General features: G+C 66.2%; 12 protein-coding genes. 6 read left to right on the top strand and 6 right to left on the bottom strand.

From position 1 onward, the window contains the following. Positions 1-42 precede the first annotated feature (42 nt). Positions 43-390 (bottom strand): L-rhamnose mutarotase, encoded by a 348-nt coding sequence (locus tag AU252_RS14775; RefSeq protein ID WP_058931371.1) that lies wholly within the window; start codon positions 388-390, stop codon positions 43-45. Positions 391-539: 149 nt separating this feature from the next. Between AU252_RS14775 and AU252_RS14770 the strand changes: the two genes are divergently transcribed. The 6 genes from AU252_RS14770 to AU252_RS14750 all read left to right on the top strand — a co-directional run bounded on the left by AU252_RS14770 (position 540) and on the right by AU252_RS14750 (position 8,630). Continuing rightward, positions 540-1,571 carry a LacI family DNA-binding transcriptional regulator gene (locus AU252_RS14770; protein ID WP_058931370.1) on the top strand — a complete coding sequence of 344 codons (1,032 nt, stop codon included), beginning with the start codon at positions 540-542 and terminating at the stop codon, positions 1,569-1,571. 138 nt (positions 1,572-1,709) lie between these two features. After that, positions 1,710-2,174 (top strand): iron chaperone, encoded by a 465-nt coding sequence (locus AU252_RS14765; RefSeq protein ID WP_058931369.1) that lies wholly within the window; start codon positions 1,710-1,712, stop codon positions 2,172-2,174. 108 nt (positions 2,175-2,282) lie between these two features. Beyond that, on the top strand, positions 2,283-3,674 hold the full coding sequence (locus tag AU252_RS14760; protein ID WP_058931368.1) for an FAD-binding oxidoreductase: 1,392 nt from the start codon (positions 2,283-2,285) through the stop codon (positions 3,672-3,674). Between the two features lie 32 nt (positions 3,675-3,706). Further along, positions 3,707-3,868, top strand: coding sequence for a hypothetical protein (locus AU252_RS24180; protein WP_167349835.1), 162 nt, complete (start codon positions 3,707-3,709; stop codon positions 3,866-3,868). A gap of 107 nt (positions 3,869-3,975) precedes the next feature. Further along, positions 3,976-5,208: a Gfo/Idh/MocA family protein gene (locus tag AU252_RS14755; RefSeq protein ID WP_058931367.1), complete on the top strand. Its 1,233-nt coding sequence runs from the start codon at positions 3,976-3,978 to the stop codon at positions 5,206-5,208. Further along, complete coding sequence (locus AU252_RS14750; protein WP_099093399.1) at positions 5,208-8,630, top strand: family 78 glycoside hydrolase catalytic domain; 3,423 nt, start codon at positions 5,208-5,210, stop codon at positions 8,628-8,630. Before AU252_RS14755 ends, AU252_RS14750 begins: the two co-directional genes overlap by 1 nt. Before the next feature lie 107 nt (positions 8,631-8,737). Here the strand turns inward: AU252_RS14750 and AU252_RS14745 are convergent, their stop codons facing one another. From AU252_RS14745 to AU252_RS14725, 5 genes are all read right to left on the bottom strand, one after another. Then, complete coding sequence (locus AU252_RS14745; RefSeq protein WP_083510415.1) at positions 8,738-10,027, bottom strand: ABC transporter substrate-binding protein; 1,290 nt, start codon at positions 10,025-10,027, stop codon at positions 8,738-8,740. Between the two features lie 118 nt (positions 10,028-10,145). Beyond that, on the bottom strand, positions 10,146-11,405 hold the full coding sequence (locus AU252_RS14740) for an MFS transporter (RefSeq protein ID WP_058931365.1): 1,260 nt from the start codon (positions 11,403-11,405) through the stop codon (positions 10,146-10,148). Between the two features lie 42 nt (positions 11,406-11,447). Continuing rightward, positions 11,448-12,092 carry a hypothetical protein gene (locus AU252_RS14735; RefSeq protein ID WP_058931364.1) on the bottom strand — a complete coding sequence of 215 codons (645 nt, stop codon included), beginning with the start codon at positions 12,090-12,092 and terminating at the stop codon, positions 11,448-11,450. Between the two features lie 12 nt (positions 12,093-12,104). Then, positions 12,105-13,022 (bottom strand): carbohydrate ABC transporter permease, encoded by a 918-nt coding sequence (locus AU252_RS14730; protein ID WP_058931363.1) that lies wholly within the window; start codon positions 13,020-13,022, stop codon positions 12,105-12,107. After that, a complete protein-coding gene (locus tag AU252_RS14725; protein ID WP_058931362.1) occupies positions 13,019-13,987 on the bottom strand; it encodes a carbohydrate ABC transporter permease in 969 nt (322 codons plus the stop codon). The genes AU252_RS14730 and AU252_RS14725 overlap by 4 nt, the downstream gene beginning before the upstream one ends. Positions 13,988-13,991: the final 4 nt, after the last annotated feature.

The raw sequence follows: 13,991 nt of genomic DNA, 5'->3' as shown, positions 1-13,991 counted from the left end.
CTGTGGACTTTGTATCGGCGGCCCGCCGACGGGGCCAGTGCGTCAGCTGCTGGTGTACTCCGCCGCCGCGAGCTGGTGGTCAAGATTGAAGACTTCCTCGAGGACCTGGAAGCTTTCGTCGGGCGCCTGGTCCGGATTGTCGAACAACGTGGCCATCTCGGCCTGCCAGCGAGTGTTGACCTCAGTCAAGGCCATCCGCGCCCGGACGGCGTCGAAATCGTCGCATTCCAGGTAGCCGATGAGGAGCCCGTCCGCGCCCAGGAACAGCGAGTAGTTGTGCCATCCCGCGTCCTGGAGCGCGCGGAGCATCTCGGGCCACACGGCCGCGTGCCGCCGTCGGTATTCGTCGATCAGCTGTGGCTGGACCGAAGAGCGGAAACACACCCTCATCTGCGCCTCTCCTGAACTTTCCATGTTTTGAATCGTTTCATTAGTACGATTCAAAGTACCCTTGAGACAAGAAGGTGTCAAGCAATTTCCCCGCAATGGTCCCCGGACCAGCGAAAAATACTGCACGCGGCATATCAACACGGAGAAACATGAATCGCTCAGCCAGCATCAAGGACGTCGCCAACCACGCCAGCGTTGCCGTGGGCACCGTGTCCAACGTCCTGAACTACCCGGACAGGGTTTCACAGCGGACCAAGGACCGGGTGCTGCGCGCCATCAACGAGCTCGGCTTCGTCCGCAATGACGCCGCCCGCCAGCTGCGCGCCGGCCACAGCAGGACCATCGGCCTGATTGTGCTCGACGTCGGCAACCCCTTCTTCACGTCGGTGGTCCGGGCCGCGGAGGATGCCGCGGCACTCCAGGGCAGCGCCGTACTGCTGGGCGACAGCGGCCACGATGCCAGCCGGGAATCCAACTACATCGATCTGTTCCAGGAGCAGCGCGTGCAGGGCCTCCTGATCTCGCCCGTGGGTGACGTGACCGCGCGTATCGACCAGCTCCGCGAGCGCGGTGTCCCTACCGTTCTGGTGGACCGGCTCGCCGATGAGAGCAAGTACAGCTCCGTTTCGGTGGACGACGACGCCGGCGGTTACCTCGCCGCCCGGCACCTGCTGGACACCGGCCGCCGTCGGCTCGCCTTTGTGGGCGGCCCCACCTCCATCCGCCAGGTGGCGGACCGACTCCAAGGCGCAGAACGTGCCGTGAAGGAGGAATCGGATGCCACTCTTGAAGTCCTCGATTCCGACGGACAAACGGTGCTGGCAGGCCGCAGAGTTGGCAACCTGCTGGTGGAGCGAGGGCCCGGCGAGCTGCCGGACGGCATCTTCTGCGCCAACGATCTGCTTGCCCTGGGTGTGATGCAGTCACTGACCATGACGCACACGTTGCGGATCCCGGAGGACATTGCGCTGATCGGGTACGACGACATCGACTTCGCCGTCTCCGCCGTCGTCCCCCTCTCCTCCATCCGGCAGCCAACCGAGGCCCTGGGGCGCACAGCCATCGAGCTGCTGGCCGAGGAACTCGAGTCCGAGAATCCAAAGCACCGGGCGGTCATCTTCACCCCCGAACTGGTGGTGCGCCAGAGCACCGCCCCGGCGAAGGGATCCTCGGCCGGCTAGGGACCTCCGCTTCCAGCAGCTCCGGATTCGAGCAGCTCCAGATTCGGGCAGTCCTGTATTCGAGCAGTTCTGGAGAAGCCTCCTTGACGCCCGGACACTAGCGTGGACCCCAAGAGACCACCAAGGAAGGAACCCGCAATGACGGACACGAACAAGGCCGGCACGAGCACCAAGTCGTACGACGGCTTCGATGCGGACGAACGGGCCGCAATGAAGGAACGGGCCCAGGAGCTCAAGTCCGCGTCGCGGAACGGTGCCCGCGCCGCTAAGCCGGATGGCGAAAGCGATGTGCTCGGGAAGATCGCCGAGATGTCGGACCCGGACCGCGCAATCGCCGAACGGCTGCATGCCATCATCACGGACAACGCCCCGGAGCTCGCGCCCAAGACCTGGTACGGAATGCCTGCCTACGCCAAGGACGGCAAGGTGGTTTGTTTCTTTCAGCCAGCGGACAAATTCAAGGCACGGTACGCGACGCTCGGATTCAGCGACCCGGCAAACCTCGACGACGGCAACATGTGGCCCACCTCCTATGCCCTGACCAAGCTCACATCCGCAGACGAAGCGAGAATCGCCGAGCTCGTCAAGAAGGCGGTCAGCTAGCGGCTCAGCTTGCCTCGGACGGGGCGCCCGGGCTCCCGGAATTTCCTCTTGTCAGTGCGTCCTCACGTGTGGGACTCTGCTGGAAGGAGCGAGAGGTCCGTGATTCCAATGACGCAAAGCACGGAGATCGACGGCGCTGCTGTCGATGAATTACAGGCATCCTTTCGGGGCGCAATCGTCCGCCCGGACGATGCTGCCTACGACGAGCACCGCAAGGTGTGGAACGGGTCGATTGACCGCCGTCCCGCCCTCATAACTCGCTGCACCGGCGTCGCAGATGTACGCGCTGCCATCCGGCTGGCCAGGTCGCAGGACCTGCTGACCGCCGTGCGCGGAGGCGGCCACAGCTTCCCCGGACTGTCCGTCTGCGACGACGGCATGCTCATCGATCTGGGCCCGATGAAAGGTATCCGCGTGGACCCGGAGGCGCGGACGGTCCGAGTCCAGGCCGGCGTTCTGCTCGGCGAGCTTGATCGCGAGACGCAGGAATTCGGCCTCGCTGTTCCATCGGGAATCGTCACCCATACCGGGGTTGCGGGCCTGACGTTGGGCGGCGGCATCGGCTGGGTCATGCGGAAGTACGGACTAACGGTCGATCAGCTGCTGTCCGTGGATGTGGTCACCGCCGACGGCGAGCTGGTCAGGGCGAGCGAGAACGAGAACTCCGACCTCTTCTGGGGCGTGCGGGGCGGCGGCGGGAACTTCGGCATCGTCACCGACTTCGAGTTCCGGCTGAACCCAGTGGGCCCGTACGTTATGGCCGGTCCGGTCTTCTGGCCGATGGAAGATGCCCCCGAAGTGCTCCGCTTTTACCGGGACTGGATCGCGGACTGCCCCGACGAGCTTATGACCATCGCCGTGCAGCGGAGGGCCCCGGCACTGCCGATCGTCCCGCCAGACCTGGTGGGCAAGCGCGTCCTTGCGGTCACGGCCTGCTACGCCGGACCGGTCGAGGATGGCGAACGGGTCCTGCGGCCGCTCAAGGAATTCGGTTCGCCCGTGCTCGATTTTTGCCGGCCCAAGCCATTCCTTGAGCATCAGAGGACGTTCGATCCGTCGTTCCCGCACGGCTGGCATTACTACGTCCGGTCATGCGACGTCGCAGCCCTCAGCGACGACGTCATCGACGTAGTGGTGGAGTACGGCAGCCGCATCACCTCGCCCGTCACGAGCGTCGCCTTGTGGCAGATGGGCGGTGCGGTGGGAAGGATCGACGACGGTGCTACCGCGTTCAACGGCCGCCAGGCAGGGTTCACATTCAACATCAACGGCAACAGCAAGACCGCCGACGGCTTTGACAGCGAGCGCCAGTGGGCCCGGGACTACTGGTCAGCCCTGGCGCCCCACCACACCAGCGTCTACGTGAACTTCCTGATGGAAGAGGGCGAGGAACGCGTCAGGCACGCGTACGGCGCCGCCAAGTACGACCGGCTCAAGGCACTCAAGCGCACCTACGATCCAACGAACTTCTTCAGGCTCAACCAGAACATCAGGCCCTGACTGATGACCTTGCTATCGGATCGGAGAACGTCATGCTCAAAACCCTGCTCTGCAAGATGAACCTGCGCCACGATTGGCACATCCAAACCACGGACGACGGCGGCCGCTACCGGCGCTGCACACGCTGCGGTAAGTACCAGGAAGGCGGCAGTGGCGGCCGGAACGGCAACTGGGCAGCGCCGCTGGGCATGTAACTACAGCCTGCAAGACGCACTGGACTATCACCATGGTTATGCCGCACACTGGATTCGGGAAAGCGCTTACCCAACCTTAGTGTCCTCCGGGGCAGGAACGGAGCCCCATGGCAACACCACCTTCCGCCGCGTCACAGTCCGGCCATCCCGGACACGCCGGACACGCGGCATCAGCGGCGAGGGTGGCGCTGGTAGGCGTCCACGGCTTCGGCGCCCACCACCTGGGCAACCTTGAACGGCTGCGGGCGGCCGGCGTCGTCGAACTCGTAGCGGTAGCCGATCCCCAGCCGCCGGAACCGGGGTCCGTGCCGGCAGCAGCCGCAGTGTTTCCTGGGCTCACGGAACTTCTGGCGGGCACCCCGGACCTGGACGTGATCATCGTGGCCACCCCCATCCAGACCCATGCTCCGCTGGGCCTCGCCGCCCTGGCCACAACAGCGGACCTCTATCTGGAGAAGCCCCCGGTCGCTTCCCTGGCTGATTTCAACATCCTGAGTGACGCCGCCCAGGCGTCCGGGCGCAGCGTGCAGATCGGCTTCCAGAGCCTGGGCTCGCACGCACTGGCGGCCCTCGAGGAACTCGTCGCCAGCGGCACCATCGGCACCCTCGAAGGCATCTCGGCAACCGGCCGTTGGGTCCGCGACAAGGCCTACTACAAGCGCTCCCGCTGGGCCGGGAAGCGGAGCATTGAAGGCATCGACGTGGTTGACGGGGTCGCCACCAATCCCCTGGCCCACGCCGTGGCCACCGCGCTGCGCATCGCCGGCGCCCGGACCACAGCCGACGTTGCGTCGGTGGAAACAGACCTGTACCGCGCCAACGACATCGAATCCGACGACACATCGGTGATCCGGGTCCGCACCGCGACGGGGCTGCCTATCACCTGCGCCCTGACCCTCTGCGCCAGCGAATCCGTGGAGCCCTATGTCACGCTGCATGGCTCGGCGGGCACAGCTGTGTTCCACTACACCGAAGACCGCCTCACCGTGACCACCCCTGCCGGGCAGACCGAGCAGGTCTTCGGCCGGGACGACCTCACAGAGAACCTGCTTGCGCACCGCCGCGAAGGCAGGGAACTCATCAGCCCCATCACGGACAGCGGCGCTTTTATGCTGGTTCTCGAAGCCATCCGGACGGCACCGCTGCCTGCCCTCATCGACGGCGCCTACATCCGCTGGGAGGGCGACGGCGACGCGGCCCACGCCGTGGTCATCGGCATCGAAAGCGCCCTGGAGCGTGCCACGCGTGAGAGCGCAACCTTCAGCGAACTCGGCGTGCCCTGGGCCGTTTCAGCAGCGTCCGCGCTGCGGGCCTCGGCCGGACAGGGAACCGGATCCTGATGGGTACGTTCCCCCGGCAGGAAACACCGCCCACGATGACCCGCCAAGGGGAACTGCAGGCGGCCGGCCTGCTGACCGACGGCCTGGCGCGCTGCCTCACGGCATCGCTGCGCCCCGTGTTTGGCTGGAGACTAAGCCAGCCGGAGGATGCCGACCCCGCCGCGGCCCGGCAGACAGGCTACGAGATCGCCGTCGAGGATTCGGCCGGAGCCGAGGTCTGGTATTCCGGGCCCGTCCCGTCGCCGCGCCAGTCCGGGATCCCGTACGGCGGTCCGGAACTGGCGGAGGACGCAGATTACAGCTGGCGTGTCCGCGTGAGCGACGCCGGCGGCCACCCCGGGCCCTGGTCCGAAGCCGTGCTTTTCGGTACCGGACTCTCCGACACCGGGTGGGGCGCCCATTGGATCCATCGCGCGCCGGGCGGCCGGGCTCCCTTGGAAATCCTGGACGGTGCCCTGCGGGTTGCCGGCTCACCCTTCCTGCCCATCCCCAGCCCACCCGTCCGCCAGTTCACTTTGGCGGCCCGCCTCCGGCCGGTGATGGGGTGGGCCGGGCTCCTCCTTCGCAGCACCGGAGCCGGCACCGGACTGCTGCTGGAACTGAACACGGCAGGCAACGTGGTGCTCCGGCGCGCCCCGGAATGGGAAATCCCCTCCCCTGCCACGCCGGCCACCGACGTGCTTGCCAGCGTCCAGGTGGAGCGCCACGCCGTGGCCAGCCAGGAACGGCTACCCGGCAAGGACCTGGTCCCCGGCAGGTGGCAGGACCTGACCGTCTCCGACGACGGCACCACCATCACCGTCAGCCTCGACGGCGTTGAGCTGCTCACCGTCAACGAGCCGCTCCCCGCCGGCTTCGAGGGTCGGCTCGCACTCCATCAGGGTCCCCGCAGCCAGGCGGAGTACGCCTCGCTTCGGATCACTGACGGCGCCCGCGCTGACACGACTCAAGCCGTCGGCAAGGTGCTGCTCGACCACCGGTTCAGCGCCGGCCCGGAAGAGGCCCGCGCATTCCTGGGCCACTGGGCACGCACCACGGCGCACCGGCAGCCCGATGAATGGACGCTCTTCCGCAGCACCGTCCTGATCACGGGAACTGTTGCCCGGGCACGCCTCTTTGTGGCTGCGAGTCATCATGCGCAGGTGGCGTTGGACGGCAACGCCTGCCTCAGCACCACCTCCTTCGGCTACCCCGGGGAGGGATATTACGACGCCGCCGACGTCACCGCGCTGCTCGCGACGCACTCCCCGGGTGCGCAGAAACGGCCGAGCCTGCCCGGCCAGCCCGGCCGGCAGGCGCAACAGCAGCCCGTCGAGATTCCCCTGACCGCCCTGCTTCACTGGTACGGCCCCGGCCAGGGCAGAGCCGCCGGCGTTCCCGGGCTGTTGGTCCGCCTCAGCGTGGACTACACGGACGGGCGCCGCGAGGTCTTCGGCTCCGGTCCGGACTGGACAGCCACCGAGGCACCGTACCGGCAAGCGGGCTACCGGAACGATGAGGGCGATCCCGTGGAGCACCTCGACGGCCAGGCGGCGGCCGCCCTGGATGCCGGCCAGGACATGCCCCCGGCCCTCAGCTACGGCCAGCACCCCACCCCCGAATTCCCCGCACTGCACGCCCGGCGCACGTCCATGGCCGAGACCTTTGTTGCCCCGGAAGCCTTCCTGACCGCAGCCGACGGAACGCTCGTGGCGGACTTCGGCAGGGTCATCCCGGCACGCCCGGAAGTGGACTTCCGCACCGGCGTCATCGGGCGGACCGTCATGATTCGTGCCGGCTACACCCTGGACGCCGACGGCCGGGTGGACACCGGCAAGACTGCCAGCCAGAACACCGACATGTCCTTCCCCTACACGCAGGCCGACGGCCCGCAGCAGTTCCGCGCCACCGTGCACCTGGGCTTCCGCTACCTGGAACTCCCCGGGGTGGAGGCGACCGATCTGTCCCGGGTCGGCGCCGTCGTCATTCACGGGCAGCACCCGCAGGAGGGGAGCTTCAGCAGCTCCGACCCCACGCTGGATGCCGTGTTCGGGCTGCTCCGCGATTCAGCACTGCACGGAATCCAGGAGCAGTTCGTTGATACGCCCACCAGGGAAAAGGGCCAGTTCCTGGCCGACGCCGTCAACATCTCCTACGCCACCATGGCCCTGTTCGGCGAGCACGCCTACACGGCGCAGGCACTGCGCGAGTTCGGCTGGTCCGCGGCCCGTCACTGGACCGCCGGCGAGGACCTCGGACGCTACAACGCGGTCTACCCCAACGGCGACGGGAAACGGGACATCCCCGACTTTTCGCTCATGATGCCGGAATGGGCTGAGGAGTACCATCTCCGGACCGGAGACCTGGGCCTGGTGACGGAACTGCTCCCGCACCTCCACGCCACCGCCGACTATGCGCTGCGATACGTCGCCACGGCAGGCCCGACGGCGGGACTGGTCACCGAACTGGGCGGCGGCTCCGGCCCCTACCTTCATGGCATTGTGGACTGGCCCGCGCCGGGCCGCTTCGGCTACGACATGGACTGCGCCGCCAAGACCACCGTCAATGCGCAGGCACACTCCGCCTTGATGTCCACGGCCCGGCTGTGCAGCCTCGCCGGCCAGGAGGACGCGGCCATCCGGTACGCCCGCCACGCCGGGGCACTCGCGGAAACCATCCGCACCCGCCTGCGCGTGGACGGCGTGATGGTGGACGGGCTGCACGCCGACGGCACACCCAGCTCTCATGCGTCCCAGCACGCCACCTCCTTCCCGCTGTCCCTGGGGATCACCGGTCCTGCGTTCGCAGCGGCAGACGCACAGAGGATCGCCGGCCAGGGCATGCGGCAGGGGCCCATGACCGTGCATCGGCTGGTGCGGGCACTGCTGTCGGAGGGGCTGACGGACGCCGTCCTTGATCTGCTGACAAACCCAAACCAGCCCGGCTGGGCGCGGCTCCTGGAGTCCGGCGCCAGCTTCACCTGGGAGGCCTGGGAGCTCGTGGACGGCACGGATTACAGCCAGTCCCACGCGTGGTCCGCCTCAGTGGTGCAGGAAATCCTGGAGTTCCTGCTCGGGGTCCGCGTGAGTGTTCCGGGAGGCACCGAAGTGGTCATCGAACCGCCGGTGTGCAGCCTCGAACATGCCAAAGGAAGCGTGCCGCTGCCCAACGGCGCCGTCGAAGTCGCCTGGCGGCGGACCGCTAATGGAATGCAGCTGCAGTGCACGGTTCCCCAGGGCGTCACCGCCACCGTCAGGCTCCCCTCCGGCGGCACTTACGGAATCCAGGGGCCGACGGCGGAGCCCGCCGTCGTGGGTTCCAGCACGGAACGTGCCGGGGCCGGCACTCCCGGCGGCAGCGCCCGCACATCGGGCGGTGACGCAAGGCGCGATTTCCGCATCCACACCGGCTCCTGGACCTTCACGCCGCCCAACGAATCCTGAAGGCGACGGACACGGCCCCACTCCCACCCCAGGAACGACGCCGGACGCGGTTCGCATCCGGCGTCGTCCGTTTCTGGGTCGTCCGTTTCTGGAGGGTCGTGCCTTGCTTAGTTAAGGGAGCTCTTGATCTCCTCGATCGACTTCTTCCCCGCGTCCTGCGGGGAGATCCTGCTGAAATGGACCTCGTTGGCGTACCGGGTCAGGACTTCGGAGACCGAACTGGATCCGGCGGGAGGCACGGCAGGGGCCTCGCCTACTTCATCGGCAATGTCATCGATGAACTTTGCCGTCAGCGCATCCGTGGGCGTCAGCTTCGGGCCCACGGCCGCGCGGACTTCCGAGTTGCCCGGGATGCCGCGGTCTGCCAGCCCGATTTCGCCGGCTTCGACGCTGTTGGCCAGGAAGTCGATGAACTTCTGGGTTTCGACCGGATGCTTGGACCGCGAACTGGCAGACCAGAACTGCGATGCCTTGTAGAACTGTTCGGCCTTGGACGCATCGCCCTCGACGCTCGGCGGCCGGTGGATCTCCAGCGCTTGCCCTGACGCCTTGGTCAGCGCGGCCAGCTGGTTGGACCACACCCAACCCATGGCGAACCGGTTCGTTGCCAGGCCCTGCTGGTCCAGCGGTGCGCTGCCGTCTTCGGTCATCACCGATGCGGGCGGAACAGCCTTGGCGTCCCGCATCTCGGCCTGCATCTCGAAGTACTTGGTGGCGTCTGCCTCATCAAAGCCCAGGCCGCCGTCCGTGGCGAAAAGGGACTTGCCATGCTGGCGCATCCAGAGGTTGAAGGAGGCGTCACCGGTAAAGGCCCCGGAGCCGTAGATGCCTTCCTTGCTCTTGCTGGTGATGTCGGCCGCCGTCTTCATGTATTCGTCCCAGGTCCAGCTGGAATCATCAGGCAGGGACATCCCGCTGGCGGACACCAGCGCGGGATTGGCCAGGACCACCAGGGCATTCATACCGGCGGTCACGGCGTACTGACCGCCCTCGGTCCTTCCAGCATCTGCGGCGGCCTGGTCAAACTTGGACAGATCCACGTCCTTCAGCTCCAGTAGCGCCCCCCGTTCGGCGTATTCACCGAGGTACTGGGCATCCATCTGGATGATGTCCGGGGCGTCCTGGGAGGCCACCTGGGTGGCCAGTTTGTCCCAATATCCGGACCAGTCGCCGTACTCCCCTTCGATCTTGATGTTCGGGTTTTTCGCTTCGTAGGCGTCAATCAACTTCTGGGTCATCTTGTGGCGGGTATCGGAGCCCCACCAGCTGAAACGCAGGGTGACCGGTCCGTCGGAGGCAGCCGGCGAGCCCCCGGCGCAGCCCGAAAGGGCCAGCGCCAGGACGGCCATGGCAGCCGCAACTTTGGGAATTCTGGATTTTCGGGCGCGTGAAAGCATTCGTTGGTCCTTTGATCTGGCAGTCGGGAGCGTCTCAGAAACCGCTTTCTCACAGAGTAGGTGTGAGCCGCACCACGCGTCAAGAACTCACACAAAGTTACTTTTCCTCACAGGACTGTCAGTTCCGCACCCGCAGCGAATTCAGCCACAACAAAAGTCCGACGACGGCCGCGGACAGCATGGCCAGCGCACCGGTGACTACCAGGCCTGTCCGCACACCAAATTCCTCTGTCAGCCAGCCCGCCAGCAGGCCACCCAAAGCATGCCCGCCCAGCAGCAATGGCAGGTAAAGTGCCATCACCCTCCCCCGGACTTCGGGGTCCGCCTCCACCTGCACGGCCGTGGCGGCGCTCGTCAGGAACACCAGGGTCATCAGGCCCACCACGGCAAGCATCACGGTGAAAGCGACCAGGTTGGGCATCAACGCGGCAACCAGCTGCGAAAGCCCAAAGAGCCCGGCGGCGGCCACGATTCCCTTGCGGCCCATTGTCCTCAGCCGCGCGGCGAGCAGCGCACCGGCCAGGGCGCCGATGGCACCCACGGTGTTGAACAGCCCGAACCCCGCCGCACCGTTGTGCCACACCCGCTCGGCGAAGGCCGTCAGCACAACCGGACCGTTCATGCCAAAGGCCCCCAGCAGGCCGGCAAGAACGATGGTCAGCAGCAGTGATGGCCGTTCCCGGACGTACCCGAAGCCGGCCAGCAGCTGGCCACGTCCCCGGGATGCAGGGGCCGTGAGGTGCAGGAGTGCCGGCCGGACGGCGGCGATCATGACCAGCACCAGCACGGAAAGCAGGGCGTTCGCGGCGAAGGCGGCGGCGGATCCGGCCTGGGCGATCACCACTCCGCCAAGGGCCGGTCCCACCATGGCGCCAAACTGGCCGATCGCGTTGTTGACTCCGATGGCCGGCCTTAGCCCGGCGTCGCCCACCACTTCGTTGATGAAAACCTGGCGCGCCGGACCGTCGACGGCGGACGTCACTCCCAGCGCAATGCAGCTTCCGTACACCGCCCACACGGTGATGTTTCCGCCGGCGTCCCACGCAGCAAGTCCCAGGGCCAGCAGCGCGATCGCGGACTGGCACACCATCATGACGCTGCGCTTGGGAAACATGTCCACCAGCAGGCCGCTGAGCGGACCGATGACCAGCATCGGCAGGAACTGCAGCGCCACGGCGACCCCCACGGCGGCCGGACTCCCGGTCAGCTGCAGCACCAGCCAGTCCTGGGCCAGCCTCTGCATCCACACACCCATGCTGCCGGCGAAAGTCATGCCCATGTACAGGCGGTAGTTGTGCTGAGTCAGCGGCTGGTACCAGCGGACCGGAGTTTGAGGGGTGTGAAGGGATTCTGCGGACTGCGGGCTGTCGGAAGACACGTCTGGCTCAACTCGGTAGTAAAGGTGAAATGCAGAGACTTGCTAGGCGCGGCTGGTCCGCATCTTGACGGCGGCGGAGGCCAGGATCAGCATGCCGGGCACCACTACAAACAGGGCCTCAAGCATCCAGACAAAGACCACGGACGCGAACAGTGCCGCGGCAAGGAGAAGCGAGCCAGTCCAGTCACGCAGCGAGAGTGCCTTGGCGGCGCCAAGGGCCGCAGACCAGGTCCCCGGCGCGGCGGATTCCCCGCCGTCAACGTCTGACGAGGCAACGCCGGACCAGGCAGCGGCGGTGCGCAGGAGCAGGACCGCTCCGGCCGCCGCCAGGATCAGCGTGGCCGGCAGGACAACTGCACTGCCCGGCAGCTGACCCACCGTCGCGAGCAACAGGTTTAGGACAATCACGACGGCGGCTCCCGCCGTCGTGATTCCCAGCTTCCAGCTGCCCGGGAGGGCAGAACGGAATGTGCCCCAGAGGCCGCGCAGGGAATCATCGCGGCCGGCGAGGTGCCGTTCCAGGTGGGCGATCCCGGCCGCGTACGCGGCGGGGATGGTGACCAGCGGGATGGACAGCACCAGCACCAGCAGCCCGGCCAGGAGGGTCTCGGAAAACAGTGCGAAGCGGTTTACCGGGATCGGTTCATTGTGGCCGGATGCGGGTGTGGTGCTGTCCATGATGCTCATTTTCTGTATCCGTCAGCCCTTGAGGCCCTGGGTGGAGACGCCTTCAACAATGTAGCGCTGGAACACCAGGAAGAAGATCAGCACGGGGAGCAGGGCCAGGACGGACATGGCGATCATGGCGCCGTAGTCCGAGCTTTGGGTCTGGTCCACGAACAGGCGCAGGGCCAGCGGCAGCGGGTACTTCTCAGGGGTGTTCAGGTACAGCAGCGGACCCAGGAAATCGTTCCAGCTCCAGATGAACGAGAAAATCGAGGTCGAGATGAGCGCCGGTTTCATCAGCGGCAGCATGATGGAGCAGAAGATCCGCACGTGGCCGGCGCCGTCGATGCGGGCCGCCTCGTCCAGTTCGGCCGGGAGGTTGCGCATGAACTGGACCATCAGGAAGACGAAGAAGGCATCCGCCGCGAGGAACTTGCCGATGAGCAGCGGAACGTACGTGTCCACCAGACCCAGCTGCTGGAACACGATGTACTGCGGGATGATCACCACGTGGAACGGCAGCAGCAGGGTGGCGATCATCATCCCGAACAGCACGCTCCGGCCCGGGAACTTGATCCGGGCGAAGGCATAGGCCGAGACGCTGGCGGAGAGAATGGTGCCCACCACCGCGCCGATGGCCAGGACCAGGGAGTTGGTGAAGAACTGGAGGGTGGACACCCCGCCGATCCCGTCCATCGCCGTGACGAAGTTGTCCAAACTGAAGTTGTTCGACCACAGCGACGTGTTGGCGCCGCCGATCTCGGCATTGGGCTTGAAGGCGGAGGCCACCATCCACAACGCGGGGTAGAGAACCACGGCTGTCAGGCCGAGCGCCACCACGTGGAAAATCAGGCTCTTCACCCGTTTGGCCACCACGGACTCGGACTTCGGGTTGTAGTCCTGCGCCTGGAGCATCGGCGCCGACTGCTTGGGGGTTGCCATAATTGTCATTTCGAATCACCGCTGTAGTGGACCCAGGACTTGGAGGTTTTGAAGAAGATCAGGGTAATGATGCCCACCACGATCACCAGGAGCCAGGCCATCGCCGAGGCGTAGCCCATCCGGAAGTCGCTGAAGCCCCGCAGGTACAGGTAGAGGGTGTAGAAGAGGGTGGAGCCGGCCGGGCCGCCTTCACCGTTGGAGATGATGTAGGCCGAGGCGAAGATCTGGAACGCGTGGATGGTTTCCATCAGCAGGTTGAAGAAGATCACCGGGGAGAGCATGGGCAAGGTGATGTTGATGAACTTCCGCACCGGGCCGGCACCGTCCATGGACGCCGCTTCGTAGAGGTCCGCCGGGATCTGCTTGAGGCCGGCCAGGAAAATCACCATGGGGGCGCCGAACTGCCAGACGGTCAGCAGGATCATCATGGGCATGGTCATGGAGGGGTTGCCCACCCAGCCGCCCAGGTTGACTCCGAAGAAGGACAGGCCCTGATCCACGGGGCCGGCGTCGCCGAACATCGCCTTCCACACGATCGCGATCGAGACGCTGGCGCCGATCAGGGAGGGTGCGTAGAACGCTGACCGGTAGAACCCCTGGCCCTTGCGCTTGCTGTTGAGCAGCATTGCCACTGCCAGTGCCGCCGCCAGCTTCAGCGGGGTGCCGAAGACCACGTAGCTGAGGGTGACGCCCACGGATTGCAGGAACCTTTCGTCCTGGAACAGGGTGGCGTAGTTGTCCAGCCCGATCCACTTGGGCGGTTCGAAGAGGTTGTAGTTGGTGAACGACAGGTACAGCGAGGAGATCATCGGGCCCACAGTCAGGGCGATGAATCCCAGCAGCCAGGGCAACAGGAAGGTGTAGCCGGCGCGGGCATCCGCACCGCTCCGCTTTGATTTCAGCTGCCGCGGCTTGCGCGGCAGCTTGGGAGCGGACGACGACGAACGCCGGCTCAGGGTTGGGCTTTGGGTCACGAGA

The sequence above is a fragment of the Pseudarthrobacter sulfonivorans genome, from assembly GCF_001484605.1.
GTDB classification, from domain to species: Bacteria; Actinomycetota; Actinomycetes; order Actinomycetales; family Micrococcaceae; genus Arthrobacter; species Arthrobacter sulfonivorans_A.
This window is presented reverse-complemented; position numbering and strand designations above follow the sequence as displayed.

What these genes read in the sequence shown, in the direction of transcription:
- AU252_RS14745 (WP_083510415.1), bottom strand. Translation starts at nt 10,027, where the DNA reads ATGCTTTCACGCGCCCGAAAATCCAGAATTCCCAAAGTTGCGGCTGCC.
- AU252_RS14775 (WP_058931371.1), bottom strand. Translation starts at nt 390, where the DNA reads ATGAGGGTGTGTTTCCGCTCTTCGGTCCAGCCACAGCTGATCGACGAA.
- AU252_RS14760 (WP_058931368.1), top strand. Translation starts at nt 2,283, where the DNA reads ATGACGCAAAGCACGGAGATCGACGGCGCTGCTGTCGATGAATTACAG.
- AU252_RS14750 (WP_099093399.1), top strand. Translation starts at nt 5,208, where the DNA reads ATGGGTACGTTCCCCCGGCAGGAAACACCGCCCACGATGACCCGCCAA.
- AU252_RS14765 (WP_058931369.1), top strand. Translation starts at nt 1,710, where the DNA reads ATGACGGACACGAACAAGGCCGGCACGAGCACCAAGTCGTACGACGGC.
- AU252_RS24180 (WP_167349835.1), top strand. Translation starts at nt 3,707, where the DNA reads ATGCTCAAAACCCTGCTCTGCAAGATGAACCTGCGCCACGATTGGCAC.
- AU252_RS14770 (WP_058931370.1), top strand. Translation starts at nt 540, where the DNA reads ATGAATCGCTCAGCCAGCATCAAGGACGTCGCCAACCACGCCAGCGTT.
- AU252_RS14735 (WP_058931364.1), bottom strand. Translation starts at nt 12,092, where the DNA reads ATGAGCATCATGGACAGCACCACACCCGCATCCGGCCACAATGAACCG.
- AU252_RS14755 (WP_058931367.1), top strand. Translation starts at nt 3,976, where the DNA reads ATGGCAACACCACCTTCCGCCGCGTCACAGTCCGGCCATCCCGGACAC.
- AU252_RS14730 (WP_058931363.1), bottom strand. Translation starts at nt 13,022, where the DNA reads ATGACAATTATGGCAACCCCCAAGCAGTCGGCGCCGATGCTCCAGGCG.